Source organism: Brevundimonas sp. (assembly GCF_029945885.1).
GTDB lineage: Bacteria > Pseudomonadota > Alphaproteobacteria > Caulobacterales > Caulobacteraceae > Brevundimonas.
Genome location: NZ_JAQSDK010000033.1, coordinates 34,454 through 55,837, shown reverse-complemented (window position 1 = coordinate 55,837; position 21,384 = coordinate 34,454). Strand labels below are relative to the sequence as shown.

Annotated in this window: 26 protein-coding genes, 2 tRNA genes and 1 other RNA gene; 17 read left to right on the top strand and 12 right to left on the bottom strand. The window is 67.9% G+C overall.

All coding sequences use genetic code 11. The features are described from left to right. Positions 1 to 2: 2 nt before the first annotated feature. The 3 genes from PSV00_RS12065 to PSV00_RS12055 are packed head-to-tail and all read right to left on the bottom strand — an operon-like array spanning position 3 to position 2,027. Complete coding sequence (locus PSV00_RS12065) at positions 3 to 926, bottom strand: L-threonylcarbamoyladenylate synthase (RefSeq protein WP_300447535.1); 924 nt, start codon at positions 924 to 926, stop codon at positions 3 to 5. Further along, positions 916 to 1,479, bottom strand: a complete 564-nt coding sequence (locus PSV00_RS12060; RefSeq protein WP_300447533.1) for a YceI family protein — start codon at positions 1,477 to 1,479, stop codon at positions 916 to 918. Before PSV00_RS12060 ends, PSV00_RS12065 begins: the two co-directional genes overlap by 11 nt. Continuing rightward, positions 1,476 to 2,027: a cytochrome b gene (locus PSV00_RS12055; protein WP_300447531.1), complete on the bottom strand. Its 552-nt coding sequence runs from the start codon at positions 2,025 to 2,027 to the stop codon at positions 1,476 to 1,478. The genes PSV00_RS12060 and PSV00_RS12055 overlap by 4 nt, the downstream gene beginning before the upstream one ends. Positions 2,028 to 2,162: 135 nt before the next feature. On the opposite strand from PSV00_RS12055, the gene PSV00_RS12050 reads away from it, so the two are divergent. After that, a complete protein-coding gene (locus PSV00_RS12050; protein ID WP_300447529.1) occupies positions 2,163 to 3,947 on the top strand; it encodes an acyl-CoA dehydrogenase in 1,785 nt (594 codons plus the stop codon). A 9-nt stretch (positions 3,948 to 3,956) separates the two neighbouring features. Here the strand turns inward: PSV00_RS12050 and PSV00_RS12045 are convergent, their stop codons facing one another. Next, on the bottom strand, positions 3,957 to 5,147 hold the full coding sequence (locus PSV00_RS12045; RefSeq protein ID WP_300447527.1) for a hypothetical protein: 1,191 nt from the start codon (positions 5,145 to 5,147) through the stop codon (positions 3,957 to 3,959). Positions 5,148 to 5,332: 185 nt separating this feature from the next. Beyond that, complete coding sequence (locus PSV00_RS12040) at positions 5,333 to 6,142, bottom strand: serine protease (protein ID WP_300447525.1); 810 nt, start codon at positions 6,140 to 6,142, stop codon at positions 5,333 to 5,335. Between the two features lie 91 nt (positions 6,143 to 6,233). Here PSV00_RS12040 and PSV00_RS12035 point away from each other — a divergent pair, with 91 nt between their 5' ends. Then, positions 6,234 to 8,435 carry a S9 family peptidase gene (locus PSV00_RS12035; RefSeq protein ID WP_300447523.1) on the top strand — a complete coding sequence of 734 codons (2,202 nt, stop codon included), beginning with the start codon at positions 6,234 to 6,236 and terminating at the stop codon, positions 8,433 to 8,435. Between the two features lie 7 nt (positions 8,436 to 8,442). Here PSV00_RS12035 and PSV00_RS12030 read toward each other — a convergent pair whose 3' ends face one another. Both PSV00_RS12030 and PSV00_RS12025 read right to left on the bottom strand, forming a co-directional pair. After that, positions 8,443 to 8,871: a response regulator gene (locus PSV00_RS12030; RefSeq protein WP_300447521.1), complete on the bottom strand. Its 429-nt coding sequence runs from the start codon at positions 8,869 to 8,871 to the stop codon at positions 8,443 to 8,445. A 206-nt stretch (positions 8,872 to 9,077) separates the two neighbouring features. Continuing rightward, positions 9,078 to 9,151, bottom strand: a tRNA-Gln gene (locus tag PSV00_RS12025). 156 nt (positions 9,152 to 9,307) lie between these two features. Here PSV00_RS12025 and PSV00_RS12020 point away from each other — a divergent pair. The 7 genes from PSV00_RS12020 (at position 9,308) to PSV00_RS11990 (ending at position 12,847) form a co-directional block, all read left to right on the top strand. Then, positions 9,308 to 9,384: transfer RNA gene (locus PSV00_RS12020), tRNA-Pro, on the top strand. Between the two features lie 139 nt (positions 9,385 to 9,523). Then, a complete protein-coding gene (locus PSV00_RS12015) occupies positions 9,524 to 10,066 on the top strand; it encodes a DUF924 family protein (RefSeq protein ID WP_300447519.1) in 543 nt (180 codons plus the stop codon). Between the two features lie 59 nt (positions 10,067 to 10,125). Continuing rightward, a complete protein-coding gene (locus PSV00_RS12010) occupies positions 10,126 to 10,992 on the top strand; it encodes a thymidylate synthase (RefSeq protein WP_300447701.1) in 867 nt (288 codons plus the stop codon). Beyond that, the gene (locus PSV00_RS12005; protein WP_300447517.1) at positions 10,992 to 11,309 is read left to right on the top strand and encodes a phosphoribosyl-ATP pyrophosphohydrolase; all 318 of its coding nucleotides are present in this window, start codon (positions 10,992 to 10,994) and stop codon (positions 11,307 to 11,309) included. The genes PSV00_RS12010 and PSV00_RS12005 overlap by 1 nt, the downstream gene beginning before the upstream one ends. Continuing rightward, entirely contained in the window at positions 11,310 to 11,837 is a 528-nt protein-coding gene (locus PSV00_RS12000; RefSeq protein ID WP_300447515.1) for a dihydrofolate reductase, read from the top strand. Positions 11,838 to 11,854: 17 nt separating this feature from the next. Next, positions 11,855 to 12,175 carry a heavy metal-binding domain-containing protein gene (locus tag PSV00_RS11995; RefSeq protein ID WP_300447513.1) on the top strand — a complete coding sequence of 107 codons (321 nt, stop codon included), beginning with the start codon at positions 11,855 to 11,857 and terminating at the stop codon, positions 12,173 to 12,175. 159 nt (positions 12,176 to 12,334) lie between these two features. Then, a complete protein-coding gene (locus PSV00_RS11990) occupies positions 12,335 to 12,847 on the top strand; it encodes a hypothetical protein (RefSeq protein ID WP_300447511.1) in 513 nt (170 codons plus the stop codon). 27 nt (positions 12,848 to 12,874) lie between these two features. On the opposite strand, the gene PSV00_RS11985 is transcribed toward PSV00_RS11990, so the two are convergent. Next, complete coding sequence (locus PSV00_RS11985) at positions 12,875 to 13,972, bottom strand: NADH:flavin oxidoreductase (protein ID WP_300447509.1); 1,098 nt, start codon at positions 13,970 to 13,972, stop codon at positions 12,875 to 12,877. 62 nt (positions 13,973 to 14,034) lie between these two features. Continuing rightward, on the bottom strand, positions 14,035 to 15,132 hold the full coding sequence (locus PSV00_RS11980; protein ID WP_300447507.1) for an Mrp/NBP35 family ATP-binding protein: 1,098 nt from the start codon (positions 15,130 to 15,132) through the stop codon (positions 14,035 to 14,037). Positions 15,133 to 15,209: 77 nt separating this feature from the next. Here PSV00_RS11980 and miaA point away from each other — a divergent pair, with 77 nt between their 5' ends. The 3 genes from miaA to PSV00_RS11965 all read left to right on the top strand — a co-directional run bounded on the left by miaA (position 15,210) and on the right by PSV00_RS11965 (position 17,045). Beyond that, positions 15,210 to 16,091, top strand: a complete 882-nt coding sequence (gene miaA / locus PSV00_RS11975; RefSeq protein ID WP_300447505.1) for a tRNA (adenosine(37)-N6)-dimethylallyltransferase MiaA — start codon at positions 15,210 to 15,212, stop codon at positions 16,089 to 16,091. Next, positions 16,091 to 16,458: a transfer-messenger RNA gene (gene ssrA / locus PSV00_RS11970) on the top strand. Before miaA ends, ssrA begins: the two co-directional genes overlap by 1 nt. 110 nt (positions 16,459 to 16,568) lie before the next feature. Beyond that, on the top strand, positions 16,569 to 17,045 hold the full coding sequence (locus PSV00_RS11965) for a ClpXP protease specificity-enhancing factor SspB (RefSeq protein WP_300447503.1): 477 nt from the start codon (positions 16,569 to 16,571) through the stop codon (positions 17,043 to 17,045). An 8-nt stretch (positions 17,046 to 17,053) separates the two neighbouring features. Here the strand turns inward: PSV00_RS11965 and PSV00_RS11960 are convergent, their stop codons facing one another. Beyond that, entirely contained in the window at positions 17,054 to 17,419 is a 366-nt protein-coding gene (locus PSV00_RS11960) for a RusA family crossover junction endodeoxyribonuclease (protein ID WP_300447501.1), read from the bottom strand. Between the two features lie 82 nt (positions 17,420 to 17,501). On the opposite strand from PSV00_RS11960, the gene fumC reads away from it, so the two are divergent. The 3 genes from fumC to PSV00_RS11945 are packed head-to-tail and all read left to right on the top strand — an operon-like array spanning position 17,502 to position 19,506. Further along, positions 17,502 to 18,893 carry a class II fumarate hydratase gene (gene fumC, locus PSV00_RS11955; protein ID WP_300447499.1) on the top strand — a complete coding sequence of 464 codons (1,392 nt, stop codon included), beginning with the start codon at positions 17,502 to 17,504 and terminating at the stop codon, positions 18,891 to 18,893. 56 nt (positions 18,894 to 18,949) lie between these two features. After that, positions 18,950 to 19,195: a type II toxin-antitoxin system CcdA family antitoxin gene (locus tag PSV00_RS11950; protein WP_300447497.1), complete on the top strand. Its 246-nt coding sequence runs from the start codon at positions 18,950 to 18,952 to the stop codon at positions 19,193 to 19,195. Continuing rightward, entirely contained in the window at positions 19,195 to 19,506 is a 312-nt protein-coding gene (locus PSV00_RS11945) for a CcdB family protein (RefSeq protein WP_300447495.1), read from the top strand. Before PSV00_RS11950 ends, PSV00_RS11945 begins: the two co-directional genes overlap by 1 nt. Here the strand turns inward: PSV00_RS11945 and PSV00_RS11940 are convergent, their stop codons facing one another. Further along, positions 19,507 to 19,899, bottom strand: a complete 393-nt coding sequence (locus PSV00_RS11940) for a YccF domain-containing protein (RefSeq protein ID WP_300447493.1) — start codon at positions 19,897 to 19,899, stop codon at positions 19,507 to 19,509. It abuts the gene before it with no gap. A gap of 156 nt (positions 19,900 to 20,055) precedes the next feature. On the opposite strand from PSV00_RS11940, the gene PSV00_RS11935 reads away from it, so the two are divergent. Next, a complete protein-coding gene (locus PSV00_RS11935) occupies positions 20,056 to 20,232 on the top strand; it encodes a DUF4169 family protein (protein ID WP_300447491.1) in 177 nt (58 codons plus the stop codon). Positions 20,233 to 20,234: 2 nt separating this feature from the next. Then, positions 20,235 to 20,405, top strand: coding sequence for a hypothetical protein (locus PSV00_RS11930; RefSeq protein WP_300447490.1), 171 nt, complete (start codon positions 20,235 to 20,237; stop codon positions 20,403 to 20,405). Here PSV00_RS11930 and PSV00_RS11925 read toward each other — a convergent pair. Beyond that, positions 20,398 to 21,312 (bottom strand): EamA family transporter, encoded by a 915-nt coding sequence (locus PSV00_RS11925; protein WP_300447489.1) that lies wholly within the window; start codon positions 21,310 to 21,312, stop codon positions 20,398 to 20,400. The genes PSV00_RS11930 and PSV00_RS11925 overlap by 8 nt on opposite strands. Positions 21,313 to 21,384 lie beyond the last annotated feature (72 nt).

The following is a 21,384-nucleotide window of genomic DNA, read 5'->3' as shown; positions in this document are numbered from 1 at the left end:
CTTCAGCCGACAAACCCCGCCGCCCGCCTGAGCCGGTCATTGATCGCCTCGCCCAATCCGTGGTCGGGCACCGGGGCGACAGCGATGCCGACCGGGTGTTCGCGATCCGCTTCACGCAGGTGCCGGAACAGATTGGCCGCCGCCTCGCGCAGGTCGCCGGTCGGGCTCAGACTCCAGCGCGCCTCGCCACTGCCCGGGCCGAAACCGAGCAGGATCTCGCCGTCGAGCGCCTGCATCGCCTCGATCCGCACCGGGGCGTCCGGCGCATAGTGCAGGGTCAGCCGTCCCGGGGAGCGATGCCCCTCCCCGGCCGTATCGACCGGCCCGACCAGGGCCTCGATCTCGGCCCGGGTCACCGCCCCCGGTCGCAGCAGCGCCACCCGTCCGTCCAGCACCGAGACCACGGTACTCTCGACCCCGACGGCGCAGTCGCCCCCGTCGATCGCGGCGGCGGCGGACGATCCTGTCTCCTCGACGGCGTCGGCATAGGTGGTCGGGCTGGGCCGGCCGGAGCGGTTGGCCGAGGGGGCCACGACCGGCCCGCCAAAGGCGGCGATCACATCGCGGGCCCGGCGGTGTCCCGGGACCCGGATCGCCACACTGTCCAGCCCGGCCCGGGCCAGATCGCAGACCCGGTCACGGTCGCGCACCGGCACGACGAGCGTGAGGGGGCCGGGCCAGAAGGCCGCGGCCAGGGCCCGGGCCCGATCATCGAACACACCGATCCGCTCGGCCTCGACCGCATCGGCGACGTGGGCGATCAGGGGATTGAAGCGCGGCCGGCCCTTGGCCTCGAAAATGGCGGCCACGGCATCCGGACTGGCGGCATCCGCCGCCAGACCATAGACGGTCTCGGTCGGCAGGATCACCAGCTGCCCGGCCCGCAGGGCGTCGGCGGCCTCACGGTCGGTCGCGTCAGACGACATGTTGCATCCGCAGCGCGACCCGGACCTGGACCCGGGGGCCGACCAGACGGTTCAGCGGACCCGAGGTGCCGAGATCGAAATCGGCACGGTCGAGGCTGAAGTCGCCGGATATCCGGGCGGTGTCGCCCTCGACCTCAAGCCGCACCGGAAAGGTGATCGCCCGGGTGTGGTCCTTGATCGACACATCGGCATGGGCGGTGAACTGCCCAGCGCCGACGGTATCGAGTGACCGCAGCTCGAACCGGATCTGCGGATGGTGGGCGGCGTCAAGAAAGGCCGGGCCGGTGGCCCGGCGCGTGGCGATCGCCGGATGCATCTTCAACGAGGCGGCCTGGACCACCACGGTGGCCCGGGTCCGGACCGGTGCCGCCGGATCAAAGCGGATATCGCCCTGCCAGGTCTCGAACCGGCCGGCGTGTTCGCTGCCGAAGGCATGGACCCGCAGATCAATGGTCGAGGTCTCCCGGGCGACCGTCCAGACTGACGGCGGCGGCGACATCGCCGTCGTCGTCAGGGCCAACAGACCGGCCAGCAGGACTGCGCCCCGTGTCACGGCCGGCGGCGCAGGATCGGCAGCATCCTGTACAGGATGTTGTCGCGGTCGATGAAATGGTGCTTCAGCGCCCCGGCGACGTGCAGGGCCAGCAGCACGTAAAGCACCTTCACCCCGGCCCCGTGCAGGTCGATGAAGGTCCGCGCCAGGGACTTGTCCAGCGGCACCGGAAGGGCGGGCCAGCTGAACAGGCCGAACCATTCCACGGCCCGGCCGCCTGCCGACGATGCCGCCCAGCCGCCCAGCGGCAGGGCAATCAGCAGGACGTAGAACAGGATGTGGGTGGTGCGGGCCAGCAGGTTCTGCCAGCGCGGCGCGTCGACCGGCAAGGGATGGGCCGGGTTCATCAGCCGCCAGACGATTCGCCCCAGGGTCAGGACCAGAATCGTCATCCCCACCGACTTGTGCCAGTCGATCATGGCCCGCGACATCGGCCCCTCGGTCGCTTCGTGGACGGTGACCAGCCCGACCTGGACCGCGACCAGAAGCGCAATGCCCCAGTGCAGGGTCAGGGATACGGTCGAATAGCGATGACGGGGTTCGGCCATATCTCTTCCATTCCGCAACGGCAGGGCTTCAGATTGCAGCCAACAGCCGGTTTATGCCAAGCCGCTTGCGTCGTCCCTGTCTACACCGGCACATACCGCCCGATATACAGAAGATATCTGTCCAGGATTCCCTCGATGACCTACCGCGCGCCCGTCCGCGACCTCGCCTTTACCCTCGAAGCCATCGCCGGCATCGATATGGTCGCCGCCAGCGGGGCGTTTCCGGACTATGACGGCGACCTGATGCGGGCCGTGCTCGAGGCCGCCGGCCAGTTCTCCGAAGGGGTCCTGGCCCCGCTGAACCGCATCGGCGACCTGCAGGGATCGAGCTTTGCCGACGGTGACGTCACCGCCGCCCCGGGCTTCGCCGACGCCTATCGCCAGTTTGCGGCCGGCGGCTGGACCGGCCTGACGGCCTCGACCGACTCCGGTGGCCAGCACCTGCCCAAGGCGCTGGAACTGGCGGCCTATGAGACCGTCCACTCGGCCAATATGGCCTTCGGCCTGTGCCCGATGCTGTCCCTGGCCTCGATCGAGGCGCTGGAAGCGCATGGTACCGAGTCCCAGAAGGCCATCTATCTGACCCGGCTGGTTTCGGGCGAATGGACCGGGGCCATGGTCCTGACCGAGCCCCAGGCCGGCTCCGACCTCGGGGCGCTGACGACCACGGCCACGCCCAACGGCGACGGCACCTATGCCCTCAACGGCCAGAAGATCTACATCACCTGGGGCGACCACGACGCCACCGACAACATCGTCCATCTGGTGCTGGCCCGCCTGCCGGACGCGCCCGCCGGACCCAAGGGCATCAGCCTGTTCCTGGCCTCGAAATATGCGGTCACTCCCGACGGGTCGCTGGGCGCGCGCAACGCGTTCAAGCCGGTCGGCATCGAACACAAGCTGGGCATCCACGCCTCGCCGACCTGTGTGATGAGCTATGAGGGCGCGACCGCCGAACTGGTGGGCCGGCCCAACCAGGGCCTGTCGCATATGTTCGTGATGATGAACGCCGCCCGCCTCGCCGTCGGCGTGGAAGGAGTCGGGATCGCCGAACGCGCCTATCAGCACGCCCTCGCCTATGCCGCCGACCGGCGGCAGGGTCGCTCGATCTGGACCGGTGAGGCCAATGCCCCGATTCTTGATCATCCGGACGTGCGTCGCACCCTGTCGGTGATGAAGGCGAAGATCGCCGCCGCCCGGGCCATCTGCCTGGCGACCGGCGTCGCCGCCGACCTGGCCCGTCACGCGGCCACCGAAGAGGAGCGTCAGGCCTGGAAGGGTCGCGAGGACCTGTTCACCCCGATCGCCAAGGCCTGGTCGACAGATGTCGGCTGCGAGGTCGCCTCACTCGGCGTGCAGATTCACGGCGGCATGGGCTTCATCGAAGAGACCGGCGCGGCCCAGTACTACAGGGACGCGCGCATCGCCCCCATCTACGAAGGCACCAACGGCATCCAGGCCATCGACCTGGTCGGGCGCAAACTGGGCCAGGACGGCGGAGCCTCGGCCAAGGCCGTGATCCTGGCCATGAAGACCACCCTGCTGGACCTGCCGCGTCTGTTCGAGGGCAAGCCGGTCGAACGCTTCGCCAATGCCATCGAGGCCGTCGAGGACGCCACCCTGTGGATCCTGGACCGCAAGGCCGCCGAGGACGGCGGGGCCGATGTGCTGGCCGCCGCTGACGCCTATCTGAAGCTGCTGGGCGATGTGATCGGGGGCTGGATGCTGGCCAAGGGGGCCCTGGCTGCCAAGACCCGTCTCGACGCCGGTGACAGCGACACGGTCTGGCTCAACGGCAAGATCACCCTGTACGAGGTCTATGCCGCCAATGTGCTGGGCCATGTCTCCAGCCGTCTGGCCACCATCGGCCAGGGCGGGGCCCTGCTGGAGCGGATGTCGGCCGAGGTTCTGGCCGGCTGAATCCGCGCCTCAGCCCCGCTGCCGCAGATAGATGGGATTGGAATAGATCCAGACCGCGTTCCGATCCCGGCCGAAGAAGGTGGGGATGTCGGTCCGGACCTCGATCCGGTAGACCCCCGGCCCGCGGTCGGAGAACCGCACCGTGCCGTCCCGGCTTTCCAGCACGGCGATCTGGATCCCGTCCTTGATCAGATGGACGGTCGGCTTCACCGCGCGCGCGGTGGGCGGCAGGGTCACGGTGAACCGGGCCCCGGCCCGGGCGTCCAGCTCGTCCCCCATCACCACCTTGCGTCCGTCCTGGACCGCCGAGAACATGAAGCCTGTCGCATCGGCCAGGACGTCGAGCGACACATACAGATGTCCCGCGGCGATGGCTGCATAGACCGTCTGCCGGTCCACGGCGGCGTCGCCGGTGAACGGGGTCCGCGTCAGGATGTGGTTGCGCACCAGACCCATGATGTCCCGCGCCCGGGGAAAGGCGAAACAGCGGTCATTGATGATCTCGAGGCACTGGTGGAAATCCGGCGCGTAAAGACCGACGAATTTGCGCTTTTTCCCGACGCCGTCCCAGATGTCGAACGGCGAGCCCGCGCTACGGCCCAGTTCCAGATAGGCCGCGGTCCGGTTGACCGGCAGCAGGGCCACCGCGGTCAATTTCTCGCCGAGGCTGGCCATATGGAACAGGTCGGCCAGGTCCAGCATCTCCATCCCCGCGACCCGGTCGTCCAGCGGCCCCTGCCAGGCCCAGCGCGGACTGTCGGCATGGGCCAGGATGACCATGCCGCCCTGGGCCGTGACCGAGTCGAGGAAGCTGGCCGTCGCATCCTCCCGGGTGACCGGATAGGCGTCGATATCGAGGCCCAGCAGGGAGCCCTCGGGCCGGGTACTCTCCGCCCCGCTCAGCATCAGGGTCGACCCGTACCAGCCCTCGCGCCCGTCCCGCAGGGCGTCCAGATTCTCATGCTCGGTGGCGATCAGGAAGCGGACCCCGACCGCCTCCGCGTCCCGGGCCACGGCCGTATAGGTGCCGGACGCGTCCCCGGAATATTCGGTGTGCAGGTGCACCAGCCCCGTATAGTCGAAATAGCCGTCGGTGCTGACATGGCCGGCGAAGGACTCGGCCGCCGTCGTCAGCATCGACGCCCGCGCAAGCCCCGTCAGCAGCAGCGCCGCCAGCGTCATCAGGACGATCCTGAGCATCCCGTCCCCCGATCCGGGATGACGGCGACCGCATCCGTGATGCGTCACCGGGGATCGCCCCCCGCGACCCCGGCCGGACCCTCGGGGTGGTCGGTGGCAAGCGCATCACGGTCCGGCTGCGGATCGGACAAGAGTCCGCGACGGACCGGTGACCCATGCTCCGGGTACGGGTCGCGACCGGTGCCTCAGGGCCCCGGCGCGGCGTCCATCAGGGCGATGGCGTCAAGCACATAGCGGGCGTGGGCGACGACACCGATGCCGAGGTCCTGTCCATCGACCTCGACGGTCTGGACCAGCACCCCGGCGATGAACGGGTGGTCCGGCATCGGCGTGTCCGGCAGACGACGCGCGCTCGGGGTCCAGAACACCGGCCCGCCGGAGTCCCCGGCATGGACCGGGAAGTCCAGCAGGAAGGTCGGGAAGGCCGCGATCGGCGTCAGCGGCCATGAGGCGATCCGCCCGACCCTGAGGATCGGAAACCCGGCCCGGTTGGCCGACAGGCCGCGCGGAAAGCCCAGCGACAGCAGTTCGTCACCCGGCCCGACCTGCCAGGTGTCAAAGTCCGTCGATCCGGCCAGCCAGCCCAGCGGGATGGCGGCCCGGGCGAAGGTCTCGGGGGCGACGATCTCCATCACCGCGATGTCGCGATCGGGATGCCGGGTCCAGTCCGGTGTCAGGTCGGCCTCTCGGATGCGCAGCGGTTCCGGCGTGAACCGCCAGGCCCCGTCCGGCAGGGCCGTGCGCCAGCCGATCCGCGCCTCGGTACCGGGCATACGCTCAAACACATGGGCGGCGGTGACCAGCACGGTGCGTGGCGTGCCGTCCGGCCGGGGAGCCTCGACCAGGAAGCCGGTCCCGACCGTGCGCCGCCCGTTGCCGTCCGGCTGGTCCAGCTGCACCGTGGCGTCGATCAGGCCGCGCGTCAGGTCCCAGCTCGGGGCCATGACCGGGGCCGGAACCGGCGAGGGCTCGGGCGGAATCTGGATCGCGAACATGGACACTCCGGCGGCCAGGGCGGCTGAACTTCATTTGACGGCGCGGGGGCACCGCGCACAAGGTCGGCCGACACCGACAGGAGCCTGGCCCATGAACCGCCGTCAACTGATCGCCACCGCCGCCGCGACCGCCGTCGCCGGCCCTGCCCTTGCCCGCCAGACTCCCGGAGCCTCGATGACCCGTCCGCAAGCCCCCGTCGCGAAGAAGATTCCCGTGACCATCGAACAGCTGGGCCGGGTCCGGACCGACGACTATCAGTGGATGAAGGACGACAACTGGCAGGCCGTGCTGCGCGACCCGACCCTGATCAAGGCCGATGTGAAAGAGCATCTCACTGCCGAGAACGCCTATCGCGAGGCGATGATGGTCGCGACCCTGCCGCTGCAGGCGGCGATGTTCGAGGAGATGAAGGGGCGGATCAAGGAGGACGACAGCTCGGTCCCGTCACCGGATGGTCGCTGGGAGTATTTTACCGAATTCAAGACGGGGGACCAGCACCCGCGGTTCATGCGCAAGCCGAGGCTGAAGCTCCCGGATGGAACGGAACTCCACCCGAACCACGTCGAGCCCCAACTCCTCCTCGACACCAACGCCCTGGCCGAGGGCAAGGCCTATTCCCAGGTCTCGAGTGCGGACCACAGCCCCGACCACACCCTGTTCGCCTATGCCGAGGACGCCCAGGGGTCGGAGGTCCACCAGATCTATGTGAAGGACCTGGCCACGGGCGACGTCCTGCCCGACCCGATCGGTTCGGCGACCGGGGACTTCACCTTCTCGCCGGACAGCCAGTGGATCTTCTGGACCAACCGCAACGACAACGGCCGGCCGGACAAGATCTTCCGTCGGCCCGTCCGCGGCGGCGCGACCAGTCTGGTCGATGAGGAGGCCGACGAGGGCATGTTCATCAGCGTCGGGCGGACGTCCGACGACGCCTTCGTCCTGATCTCGATCGCCAACCAGGAGACGTCGGAGGCCCGGGTCATCCCGGCCGCGACCCCGACCGCCACGCCGGTCGTGCTGGAACCGCGCCACACCGGCCGCCTGTACGACGCCGACCACTGGGGCGACCGTTGGGTCATCCGCACCAATGCCGACGACTCGATCGACTTCAAGATCGTCGAGGCCCCGACCGCGACACCCGGCAAGGCCCACTGGACCGACCTCGTCGCCCATGCGCCGGGGCGTTACATCGAGGGGGTGGCCCTGGTGAAGGATTTCGTCGGCCGTCAGGAGCGGGCCGACGCCAACACCACCATCGTCATCCGCGACCGTTCGGGCAGCGAGCACCAGATCGCCGTCGACGAACCCGCCTATGCCCTGTCACTGCGCGGGGCGTCGGAGTTCGACACCACGGTCATGCGCTATGGCTACAGTTCGCCGTCCACGCCCAGCTCCACCTATGACTATGATCTGGCCACGCGCGAACGGACCCTGCGCAAGGTGCAGGAGGTGCCGTCGGGCCACGACCCGGCCGACTATGTGGTCGAGCGGCTGAACGCCCCCGCCGCCGACGGCGCGCTGGTGCCGGTCACCATCGTGCGCCGCAAATCGACGCCGGTTGACGGCTCGGCCCCGCTGCTGCTGTACGGCTACGGCTCCTACGGCATTCCGATGTCGGCCAGTTTCTCGACCAACCGGCTGTCGCTGGTCGACCGGGGCTGGATCTATGCGATCGCCCACATTCGCGGTGGCTCGGACAAGGGTTGGGGCTGGTTCCTCGACGCCCGGCGCTTCACCAAGAAGAACACCTTCACCGACTTCATCGCGGCGGCCGAACACCTGATCGGCAGCGGCCACGGCAAGGCCGGCCATATCGTCGCCCAGGGGGGGTCGGCCGGCGGCCTGCTGGTCGGGGCCGTGACCAATATGCGCCCCGACCTTTGGGCCGGCGTCATCGGCCAGGTTCCGTTCGTCGATGTGATCAACACCATGTCGGACACCAGCCTGCCGCTGACTCCGCCGGAATGGCCCGAATGGGGCAATCCGATCGAGGACCCCGAAGCCTACGACTACATGATGAGCTACAGCCCCTACGACAATGTCGAGGCCAAGGCCTATCCGGCCGTGCTGGCCACCGGCGGCCTGTCCGATCCGCGCGTCACCTACTGGGAGCCCGAGAAATGGGTGGCGAAGCTGCGCCCGGCGACGACCTCGGGCAGGCCGGTTCTGCTTAAGATCAACATGGAGGCCGGTCACGCCGGGTCATCCGGGCGGTTCGACTATCTGAAGGAGGTCGCCCACGACTACGCCTTCGCCGTCTGGGCCATCGACAGGGGCTGGGAGGCGGCCTGACCCCGGATCAGTGGGGGCTCTTGCCGGGCTCGAGCCGCGTCATCCACGGCGCGAGCCGGAACCGGCGCGGGATCTCACCCACGGTGTGATGGTCGATGAATTCGCGGGCGAAGCCCACGACATCATTGACGGTCCGCTCATCGACAGGCTTGGACATCGCCCCGAGGGCACCGGCAAACCCCTCCGGGATCTGTTCAGGATTCGCGGTCAGGAAGACGACGGCCGCGCCGTATTTCTTGACGAGGGTCTCGGCCACCAGCGGGCCGGTCATGCCGTCGAGAAGATTCACATCCACCAGCGCCAGATCGGGCCGTTCGCGCTCGGCGATGACCAGAGCCCCGGCCCGGTCCATGGCGCAGCCCACGACGGCGCAGCCTGAGTCGGCCAGGACCAGCTCGAGTTCCATGGCCAGCAGGGCCTGGTCTTCAACGATCATGACCCGGAGGTCAGGCTTTGCGGGCAACAGCCGATTCCAACTCGAACAACGCATCGACGCACAGATATGTCGGACAGCGAACAGTCTGAACGCGCGTCAGGCGGATTGGTTCACGCTCATTGACCATACAGGCCCGGCATCGGAGCCCGGAGTGGGAAAGCGCGGGTGCCGCGGAGCGGACGACGCCGCCACTCGCGGCGGACGGATGGCTGGGGAACAAGGACTCGAACCTTGAACGACGGTACCAAAAACCGCTGTGTTACCATTACACCATTCCCCAGCAGGTCCGGCATCCCTGACGACAGTGCGTCAGGAGGCGGTCGGGATACGCGAACGTTGCGGGCGATGCAACACCCGCTTTTCAGACAATTTTCGCAGGGCCGATATCCCCGCTTGCGACAGCCAAATGCCCTCGCTATAAGCCGCCTCCTTAAGTCGGAGTGTGGCTCAGTCTGGTAGAGCACTGCCTTCGGGAGGCAGGGGTCGGAGGTTCGAATCCTCTCACTCCGACCATTTATCCGGTTTCCCCCCGGATCGGACCTTGGACGCGCCCGGCTTCTGTCCACCGCATCGTCCTGAAAATCCTCACCGCCCCGCCACACAGCCTGACCCGTCTATGGACCCGCGCACTGCGGTCCCCCATGTTCAGGGCATGATCAGCGCCATCCCCCCCGAAACCGTCGTCACCTTCTGGCAGCAGGCCGGACCCGGCAAATGGTTCGCCAAGGATGACGCGTTCGACGCCGAATTCCGGCAGCGTTTCGAAACCGCCCATTTCGCCGCGGCCCGTCGCGAGCTGGACGACTGGATGGCGACGCCGGACGGGGCCCTGGCCCTGCTGATCCTGCTGGACCAGTTTCCGCGCAATGTGTTCCGCGACACCGGCCACGCCTTCGCCACCGACCCGCTGGCCCTCAGCCTGGCCAATGCGGCGGTCGCGCGCGGTCACCATGACGCGGTCGCCCCGGCCCTGCGCAATTTCCTGCTGCTGCCGTTCGAACATTCCGAGCGGCTGGAGGATCAGGACCGCTATCTGGCCCTGGTCGCCGGTGACGCCGACAGCGAAAAATGGGGCCGTATCCATCGCGACATCATCGTCCGCTTCGGCCGATTCCCGCATCGCAACGCCGCCCTCGGGCGGGAAACCACGCCGGAGGAACAGGCTTTCCTCGACGGCGGCGGTTTCGGCGGCTGATCCACAGGAAAGCGCGTTCGTGATGATTCGCCGGGCCGCGAATCAGGCAATCTGGCGTGATGAACGCCCTGGCCCAGATCGCTGACCTGCAGACCCGCACCGGGGCGGTTCCGGCCGCGTCGGCGGATCATCCCGAATTCCAGTATCTGAACCTGCTGCGCGACATCCTCGACAACGGGGTCAGGCGCGACGACCGGACCGGCACCGGGACCCTGGGGGTGTTTGGCCGCCAGATCCGTTTCGACCTGGCGCGGGGCTTTCCGCTGCTGACCACCAAGAAGCTGCACCTGCGCTCGATCCTCGTCGAACTGCTGTGGTTCCTGCGCGGCGACACCAACATTGCCTGGCTGCAGGAGAACGGCTGTTCGATCTGGAACGAATGGGCCGACGCGAGCGGCGACCTCGGCCCCGTCTATGGCAAACAGTGGCGCTCGTGGGCGACGCCGAACGGCGAGACGATCGACCAGATCACGCGACTGGTCGAAGGCCTGAAGACCAATCCCAACAGCCGTCGCCACATCGTGTCCGCCTGGAACCCGGGCGACATCGACGACATGGCCCTGCCGCCCTGCCACTGTCTGTTCCAGTTCTTTGTCGCTGACGGAAAGCTGAGCTGCCAGCTGTACCAGCGCAGCGCCGACGTCTTCCTGGGCGTGCCGTTCAACATCGCCTCCTACGCTTTGCTGACCCTGATGGTGGCCCAGGTGTGCGGTCTGGAGCCGGGCGAGTTCGTCCATACCTTCGGCGACGCCCACCTGTATCTGAACCACGTCGAACAGGCCGAGCTGCAGCTGACGCGCCAGCCCCTGCCCCTGCCGGTCATGACCCTCACCCCGCACGACGACCTGTTCGCCTATGAACCCGCCGATTTCGTGCTCAGCGACTATGCCCCCTGGCCGCACATCAAGGCCGCGGTCGCGGTGTGATGACGGACGGCAAACGCGCGCTGTCCCTGGCCGGGTTGACGGCCGACGTCCTGCGCATCTCCGACCTCTACGCCGCCGAGCACAATATCGACCGCGACCGCGACTGGGCCCTGCTGAAGCTGCAGGAGGAGCTGGGCGAGCTGACCGCCGAGCATCTGCGCCTGACCGGCCGGGCGCGCGGCACGCCGGATGCATCGGCGCTCGGCGACGAGGCGGCGGACGTGCTGGGGATGTTGCTGCTATACTGCGACCGCGCGGGCATCGATCTCGAGACCGCGATGCAGCGCAAATGGCTGCACTGGCTGGAGCCGCGCTGAATGCCCATCCCCACCCTCGCCCTCGTCGTTGCCCGCGGTCGCAACGGGGTGATCGGCCGCGACGGTGACCTGCCGTGGAAGCTCCGCTCGGACCTGCAGCGGTTCAAGGCCATCACCGTCGGCAAGCCCTGCATCATGGGTCGCAACACCTGGGAGAGCCTGCCGCTGCGGCCCCTGCCCGGCCGGCTCAACATCGTCCTGACCCGCGACGAGGGCTATGAGGCCGACGGCAAGTCGCGCGGGGCCCTGGTCTGCACCACCCTGGACGAGGCCCTGGACATCGCCCGCGAGCACGGGGCCGAGGATGAGGTCGACGAGATCTGCGTGATCGGCGGCACCGCCCTGTTCGCGGCGACGCTGGGGCGGGCGAAGACCCTGTATATCACCGAGGTCGAGGCCGAGCCCGAAGGCGACGCCCTGTTCCCGCCCTTCGACGAATCCGCCTTCGAGGAGGTCGCCTCCGAGCGCCACGAGCCCGGCGAGAAGGACGACCACGCCTTCACCTTCCGCGTCCTGAAACGGCGCTAACCATCCGGAGAGAAACGATGATCGTGGCAACCACCAACGACCTCGCCGGCTATCGCATCGTGCGACAGGTCGGGCTGGTACGCGGCATCACCGTGCGCTCGCGCAGCATCGTCGGCAATCTGGGCGGGGCGATCCAGTCGGTGTTCGGCGGCAAGCTGTCGATCTACGTCACCCTGGCCGAGACGGCCCGGCAGGAGGCGCTGGACCATCTGATCACCCACGCCCGGGAACAGGGGGCCAATGCCATCCTGGCCATGCGCTATGACGCCAACGAGATCATGGACGGCATCACCGAGGTCCTGGCCTATGGCACCGCCGTGGTGGTGGAGCCGGTCTGAACGGCCAGGGCGGCTGGGCGGCCCTGATTACCGGCAGGCATCAGAGATGTGGCCGGCGGCCATCACGCGGCCGGTTTCCGACGATGACCAGTGGTGAGCCGGGCAGCGGCGTGCCAACCTCTCCGGGGCCCGGCGGACAGGGCCGTTGGGGAAACTGACATGAGCCTCTTCAGCTGGCTGACCGGCAGCCGACCGGCCCCTGCAGGCGTGGCGCGCGAGCCGGTGGCGACGCTGCGTAAACGGCTGCTGGCGCTGAACCGCGACAGCGCGCCGTTCCATATCCGCAACGGCAAGCCGGAGGGCGTCGATCTGGTCGCCGAATGGAAGATCGTCGACGCACAGTGGCACGAGACCTTTGCCAGGGCCGGGATCAAACGGGTCTTCAAGGTGCTGATGAAGTTAGACGAAACGCTCGGCGTCGTCCGCTCAACCGACCAGGAGTGGTCGGTGGAATGGTCCGCCGGCGTGCCGACGCTGAGCCTGGCGGGATCGGCGTTCCGCGGCCAGCAATGGGAAATCAGCTACGAGAGCGTCCATGCCTTCCGCGAGGACGGGTCATGGGGCGAAATCTACAGCTACCATTTCAATACCGGCGAAATCAAAGGGCCGTTGCACAAGGCTGCGGCCGAGGGCGGCTGGGGCTGGAAGGGCGTGGCCTTCGGCAAGCTGTGAGGCTGCCGAGCGGCCACGCCCCGTGGCTCAGCTGAGGACCGCCATCGCGCTGCGATCGAAATCCTTCAGCTCGTCCATCCGCCCATCGCGGATCTTCTGAACCCACTGCGGATCGGCGAGCAGGGCACGGCCGACGGCGACCAGATCGAACTCCCCGGCTTCCAGACGTTTGATCAGACCATCCAGCGAGGCCGGCTTCGATCCCGCGCCGCCGAAGGCGGCGATGAACTCGCCGTCCAGACCGACCGAGCCGACGGTGATGGTCGGCTTGCCGGTCAGCTTCTTGGCCCAGCCGGCGAAATTCAGGTCCGAACCCTCGAACTCCGGCTCCCAGAAGCGGCGCTGGGAACAGTGGAAGACATCGACCCCGGCCTCGGACAGGGGAGCCAGCCATTCGGTCATCTGGTCCGGCGTCCCGGCGATACGGGCATCGAAATCCTGCTGCTTCCACTGCGACAGACGCAGGATCAGGGCCATGTCCTCACCCACGCCTTCGCGCACGGCCCTGACCACCTCGGCCCCGAAGCGGGCGCGCTCGCCGATGGACGGTCCGCCCCATTTGTCGGTGCGGTCGTTGAGGCCGCTCCAGAAGAACTGGTCGATCAGATAGCCGTGGGCCCCATGGATTTCGACGGCGTCGAAACCGAGGTCCCGGGCGGCGCGGGCCGAGCGACCGAAGGCGGCGATGGTGTCGGCGATGTCCTCCTCGGTCATCGGCTCCAGGCCGCGCTTGCCCGGCGTGGTCATGCCGGACGGGCTGTCGACCTTGCCCAGCGGCTTCCAGTCCGCGCCCTGCCCGCGGGCCGAGCCGACGTGCCAGATCTGCGGCGCGATCAGGCCACCGGCGGCGTGAACCTCGTCCACGACCTTCTTCCATTGTGGCAGGGCCTCGCCGTGAAAGACCGGCACATTGGCGTCATTGCGCGCGGCGGGCCGGTCGACGACCGTGCCTTCGGTGACGATCAGGCCGACGCCACCCTCGGCGCGGCGGCGGTAGTAGGCGGCGACGTCGTCGGTCGGAATCCCGCCCGGTGAAAAGGATCGCGTCATCGGCGCCATGACGATGCGGTTGGGCATCTTCAGGGACTTGACCTGGAAGGGCTGGAACAGGGCGTCGACGCTCATCGGGCTTCCTCGTGGGATACTGGAACCGACAAGGTGGCGATTAGAGTTGCGTTTGGAAACCCTCAGAAACCGAGTTTTTCCGCCAGGGTCCCCGCCACCGCCCCGAAACGGCGCGCCATGTCTCCATCGGATTCGACCGCGACCAGCGGGCGTCCGGCGTCGCCGCCCTCGCGCAGGGCCTGGCTGAGCGGCAGGTCGCCGAGAAAGCTGACCCCCAGACGCTCGGCCTCGTCGCGCGCCCCGCCATGGCCGAAGATGGGAATGAGCTTGCCGGTCACCGGATCCGGGAAGCCGCTCATGTTCTCGATCAGGCCCAGGGTCCGAGCTCCGACCTTCTCGAACATCGTATGGGCCCGGCGCGCGTCGGCCAGGGCCACCTCCTGCGGGGTCGAGACGATGACCATCCCGTCCAGCAGGGTCTTCTGCACAAGGGTCAGATGCACATCGCCGGTGCCGGGTGGCAGGTCGACGACCAGCACATCCAGCGGCTGGTCTTCGGTACCCCAGCGGGTTTGGGTCAGCATCTGGGTCAGGGCCTGGGAGGCCATGGGTCCGCGCCAGATCATCGCGTCCTCGGCCTTGGTCAGCAGACCCACGGACATCACCTTCAGCCCGAAGGCCTCATGCGGGATCAGGGCCCCGTCGACATAGTCCGGCTTGCCCGAGACGCCGAGCATGGTCGGCAGGGAGGGGCCGTAGACATCGGCGTCCAGCAGGCCGACCCGCAGGCCGCGCGCCGCCAGGGCGCAGGCCAGGTTGACGGCCACGGTCGACTTGCCGACCCCGCCCTTGCCGCTGGCCACGCCGACGACCCGCCGCACATGGGCCGGGCGGTCGGTGGCCACGGGGGCCTTGGCCCGCGACTGGTCCATCGCCTTGGGCGACAGGCCGGCCGTACGCCGGGCCGGGGTCGCGACGGCCTCGGCGGTCAGGATGACCGATACCCGGGCCATACCGGGCACCGCGGCCAGCGCCGCCTCGGCCGCGTCGCGGACGGGCGCATAGAGGCCGGTCTCGCCGGCCGGCACCTCGATGACGAATCCGGCCCGGTCTTCTGCTACCACCAGACCCTGAACCAGACCCGCCTCGAACAGGGGCTTGCCCGATTTCGGATCGATCACGGCCTCGAGGGCAGAGAGAACGGCGGCACGGTCAACCAAGGGGAAACTCCGACAAACCTTGAGGCGGGGGCCGGGGCGTTCTATCGCCCCCGGACACAAACCGCGAGCCTGCCATCTTGACCCACCCCCTGATCCAGCTGATCGCCGGCCCGACCGCCTCGGGCAAGTCCCGGCTGGCGCTGGAAACGGCCGAGCGGACGGGGGCGGTCATCCTCAATGCCGACAGCCAGCAGCTGTATGCCGACCTGCGCATCCTGTCGGCCCGGCCGACGGCCGAAGATGAGGCGCGCGCCGAACACCGGCTGTACGGAATCGCCGACGCCGCCGACGCCTGGTCGGTCGGCCGCTGGAGCCGGGCGGTGATGCCGGTGCTGACCGAACTGGCTGCCGAGGGTCGCCCTGCCCTGCTGGTCGGTGGCACCGGCCTGTATTTCAACGCCCTGACGCGCGGACTGGCCGACATTCCCGACATTCCCGATTCCGTGCGCGACGAGATCGGCGCGCTGTACGACTCAGCCGGCGAAGGCTCGGTCCGGCGCCGCCTGGTCGAGGCCGACCCCGAGTCCGAGGCCGCCATCGCGCCCGGCGACCGGCAACGGCTGATCCGCGCCCTCGCCGTGCTGACCGTCACCGGGCAACCGCTCAGCGTCTGGCGCGCCGACACCCGCCCGGTGCTGGCCGAGGGCAGCTGGCAGGCCGTGGTGGTCGAACCGCCGCGCGATCGCCTCTATGCCGCCTGCGACGCCCGGGTGGATACCATGGTCGAACAGGGGGCGCTGGATGAGGTGCGGGCCCTGGTGGCCCGGCGACTGGACCCGACCCTGCCGGCCATGAAGGCCGTCGGCGTGCGCGATTTCGCCGCCCATCTGCGCGGCGAGGTCAGCCTGAATGAGGCCGTCACCGCCGTGCAGCAGGCGACCCGCAACTATGCCAAACGCCAGCTGACCTGGTTCAGGAACCAGACGCCGGACTGGCCGCGTCATCCCGGCTTCACCTGACCCTTGGAAACGGCGGCATGACCGCCTATATTGGAGTTGCCGGGGCTTGCTCCGGATATGGCGATAAACGTGCTTGTAATAAGCGGACCGGACCCGGGTGCGATTCCCGGCGGCTCCACCATTCCTTCCCCGCGTTATCGGCGGAGCGAGCATGGGGCCGACTAGCATCGACGGACGTGTAAAAAGGTTTCTTTCGCCCGTCCTGGCCTACCGTATCGGGCCATTTTCTAACTGCGAACGATAACTTCGCTGGAGAAGTCCGCCTCGCCGCGTAATGCGGTTCGGTTGATTTCGAACTCTTAAGTCCTCAGGGATCAGTTCCTGGGGCGGGGCCGCCAGGGGGCCCGCCAACAGAACCCCTGGCACTTTTCCGGTTTTGGGCCCCGGTCCGGACCGTCTCTCCGACATTTCCTTTCGTCACCGTCTTCCGTCGCCTCGTCTGCACGGCTATCAGTCACACGAACACCCGAGGTGACGATGGCTGACGAGACCCCCCCGGTCGACGAGATGCACTATGAGCAACTCGCGCAGGACGCCCTGCGCGGCGTGATCCGCTCTGCCCTCGAGTTGGCGGCCGGCCCGAGCGGCATCCCCGGCGCCCACCATTTCTACATCACCTTCAAGACCCGGGCCCCCGGCGTCAGCATCCCGCCGGACACGCTCGCCAAATATCCGGACGAGATGACGGTGATCCTGCAACACCAGTACTGGGACCTGAGCGTCGATGCCGACCGGTTCAGCGTGATGCTGAAATTCGGCGGCATGCCCAAGGTTCTGAACGTGCCCTATTCGGCCGTGACCCGGTTCTATGACCCGGCGGTGCAGTTCATGCTGCAGTTCGAGGCCCCCGAGACGGTCGAGGAACTGACCGCCGAGCCCGAGCCGAATCCGCCGGTGCCGTCAGGCGATGACGGACCCAAGGTCGTGTCGCTGGACCAGTTCCGCAAGAAATAGCCGGCGGATCAGCCGTCGGCCGTGACCCGGGGGAAAACCCGGATCGTGATCCGCTCCCGTTCGCCCTGTCGCCGCTCGACCAGCAGGCGGGCGACCTGGCTGTCGTCGTGGAACAGATAGCCCTTGATCGCGTCCAGCAGGGCCTTGGCCAGGTTGTCGAGGTCCATCCACGGCGGATCGCCGACGTGCTCCATGACGATCTCGACCGTGTAGTCGCCATAGCTGGGGCGCGAGCTCCATTCCTTGCGGAAGAACTCATAGGCCAGCGGCTTGTAGTATTTGGCCTGGGTGGTCAGGCCGTCGATGGTGATCTCGACCACATCGCCGGTCTCCCGGGCGCGGACCTTGCCCGTGCCGATCCAGTCCGCCTGCATGCCGCTTTCCTCACCTTGCCCTGCCGGTTGCCCGTGCTACACCGCCGCGACCCCTCAAGCCACGCCTGAAGAGCCCGTTCAGATGACCAAGACCCGCACCGAGACCGACACCTTCGGCCCCATCGAGGTCGCCGCCGACCGCTACTGGGGGGCGCAGGCCCAGCGCAGCCTCGGAAACTTCAAGATCGGCTGGGAGACACAGCCCCTGCCGATCGTCCGGGCCCTGGGCATCGTCAAACGCGCCGCGGCCGAGACCAATATGGCGCTGGGCAAGCTGGACCCGACACTGGGCGCGACCATAATCGCCGCCGCCGACGAGGTCATCGCCGGCAGGCTCAACGACCATTTCCCGCTTGTGGTCTGGCAGACCGGCTCGGGCACCCAGTCGAACATGAACGCCAATGAGGTGATCTCGAACCGCGCCATCGAGATGCTGGGCGGCGAGATGGGATCGAAGAAGCCGGTCCATCCCAACGACCACGTCAATATGAGCCAGTCGTCGAACGACACCTTCCCCACGGCCATGCACGTGGCCTGCGCCGAACAACTGGTCAATGACCTGATCCCGGCGCTGAAGCATCTGCACGCGGCGCTGGACGCCAAGGCGAAGGCCTGGGCCCATATCATCAAGATCGGCCGCACCCATACCCAGGACGCCACCCCCCTGACCCTCGGTCAGGAGTTCGGCGGCTATGCCCAGCAGGTCGCCAACGGCATTGAGCGGATCGAACAGACCCTGCCGAAACTGATGGAACTGGCCCAGGGCGGCACGGCCGTGGGCACGGGGCTGAACGCCCCGATCGGCTTTGCCGAAAAGGTCGCCGAACAGATCGCCGCCATCACCGGCCTGCCCTTCACCACGGCACCGAACAAGTTCGAGGCCCTGGCCGCCCACGACGCCATGGTCTTCAGCCACGGCGCGATCAACACGGTCGCCGCGTCCCTGTTCAAGATCGCCAACGACATTCGCTTCCTCGGTTCGGGCCCGCGCTCGGGCCTGGGCGAGCTGGCCCTGCCCGAGAACGAGCCCGGCTCGTCGATCATGCCGGGCAAGGTCAATCCGACCCAGTCGGAAGCCCTGACCCAGGTCTGCGTCCAGGTGTTCGGCAACAACGCCGCCATCACCTTCGCCGGCTCCCAGGGGCATTTCGAGCTGAACGTCTACAACCCGGTGATGGCCTACAATTTCCTGCAGTCGGTGCGGTTGATGACCGATGCGGCGGTGTCGTTCACCGACAACTGCGTGGTCGGCATCGAACCGCGCGAGGACAATATCAAGCGCGGCCTGGACAATTCGCTGATGCTGGTTACCGCCCTGAACGGCAAGCTGGGCTACGACGCCTGCGCGAAGATCGCCAAGACGGCGCACAAAAACGGCACCACCCTGCGCGAGGAAGCCGTCGGTGGCGGCTATCTGACCGACGCCGAGTTCGACGAGGCCGTGCAGCCCGGGAAGATGATCTCACCGGGGTGAGGGGTACCTACTTCGGGTTGGTAGCGAGGCCGCGGGTTTCGGCGTAACCTCGCCTCATGGCCAAACCCGAATTGAAGAAGATCGAGATAGAGCCGGCACTGCTGGAACAGGCCGCGCGGCTCGGCATCGACGTCACCGGCGTGGATGAGCGCAGCCTGCGCCTGTACCTTCAGAAGGTCGATCCCGCCGGAGCCGAGGCCCGCGCCAGGCGCTGGGCCGAGGAGAACGCAGAGGCGTTGGAGGCCTACCGCGCCCGGATCGAGCGGGATGGTGTTTTCGGCGAGGATTTCCGGACCTGGTGATGCGTCAATTCGACGTGTTTCCGAACCCGTCCCCGCGTTCCGGTGTCGCCGCACCCTTCATCGTCCTGATGCAGTCCCACTTCATGGACCTGATGCCGACGGCGTTGATCGCGCCTCTGATCCGCGAGCCGCGCAGCGGCGACTTCACCAAGGTCTCGATCCCGATCCGGCTGAACGATGAAACGCTCCACCTCTCCCTGGCGGAAATGGCCCCGATCCTGCGTTCCGCACTCAAGCGAGCGGCAGGAAGCGTGGTGCCGTACGAAGACGACATCCGCCGCGCCCTCGACCGCCTGTTCACCAGCTTCTGATCAGGGCTTGTCGCGGATCGTCGCCCCGACCGGCAGCATGGCCAGCTTGGCCAGTTCCAGATCCTTCAGGGCGAACGGGATGCCGATGATGGTGATGGCCTCGGCGACCGCGATGATCAGGTGCGACAGGGCGATGTACCAGCCGGCGAAGACGAACCAGATCACATTCAGCCCGATCCCCAGACAGCCGACGTCCTTGCCCGTCGCCTCGCCGGCCCAGACGACCTCGCGCCCGAACGGCCAGAAGGAATAGCTGGCGATGCGCCAGGCGGCGAAGCTCCACGGCAGGCCGACCACGGTGATCGCCAGGATCGCCCCGCCCAGCAGCCACAGCAGGCCGGACAGCCAGCCGCCGAAAAACAGCCAGAGCAGGTTCAGGATCAGGCGAATCACGGATCGTCTCCTCGGTGCCGGGGCGGCGCGACCTGCGGATTATGCACGGCGACCGGCGGCACCGCCATGAATTCGCGGTAAGCCGTCCGGCCTTGATCCCGGAGCCGTCTGCGCCCAGCCTGTCGATCTTCTGTCGCACAGAGCCCGGAGACCCGGATGGCCGACATCATTAATCTGAACCAGGCCCGCAAGGCCCGGGCGAAGACCCGGGCGAAGGCGGAGGCCGCCACCAACCGCGTCGCCGGCGGACGCACGAAGGCGGAGCGTGCGGCGGTCGAAAAGGAAAAGGCCCGCGCCGCCCGTCTGCTGGACGGTCAGAAGCGCGAGGACTGACCATGGACGATCCGCGCAAGAACCGGCGTATCCGCCATGGCCTGATCCCGCTGATGGTCGCGATGCGGGTCATGGCCCGGCGCGAGGAAGAGGCCAGGAAGGCCGCGCGCGAGGCGGCGCGAAGCCCCGACGACAGGCCGCCGAAGCGCAAACGCCTCCGCTGGTTCAGCTAGGCCGCGGCGCGCGGATCAGCAGGGCTTGCCCGGACAGCACCAGCGCCAGACCGGCCAGGGCCGGCCAGCCGAAATGCGCCCCCTCGAACAGCACCGACACCAGCATGGCGATCGGTGGGGTCAGGGCCGAGATATAGCTGGCCAGGGCATAGCCGCGTGACCGGGCCAGGGTGAAATAGATCACAAAGGCGATGACCGAGCCGAAGATCGACAGATAGAGCAGCGATCCGAGATAGGCGGCGGTCGGCTCGAAACGCCAGTGCACGCCAGTGGCCAGTCCATAGAGAACCAGCAGACCCGTGCCATAGGCCATCGCCCAGGCCGTGGCCGGGATCACCGCCGCCCCGGCGATCTGGCCGCGCCAGGCGAAATAGTTGCCGACGGTCGAACTGGTGACCGCGATGATCGCGAAGCCGATTCCGATCAGGGCGGCGGTGCCCAGATGCGCCCCGACGATCTCGCTGGCCGACAGGACAGCGACCCCCAGCAGTCCCAGACAGGCCCCGGCCCAGGCCACCCGCGCCGCCTTCTGTCCGGCCACGACGCGGAACAGCACCAGGTTCAGAAAGGCCAGGGCGGCGAAAATCACCGCGACGATCGCCGAGGCAACCCGCTGTTCGCTGGCATAGACGAAGGCATAGCTGAGGGCGAAGACGAAGGCCCCCTGCCCGAGGGCCGCCAGATGCTGGGCCCGGGTCAGGCGGATTTTCCGCCCCGTCACCAGGCAGCCGGCGAACAGCACGATCGCGGCCAGGCCGAATCGCCAGACCACGGAGGCGATCGGATCAACCGTGCCCAGTTGCAGGGTGATGGCGAACCAGGTCGTGCCCCAGATCACGGCGCAGACGCCCACGCCCAGCAGGGCCAGCACACCGGCCGAGGGTCGACGAAAGCCGGAAAGGGTCAAGGGGCGCTCACGGAACAGGGACGGCGGAGCGATGAACCGACCCGCCGCAGGGTGCAACCCCTGTCAGGGCCG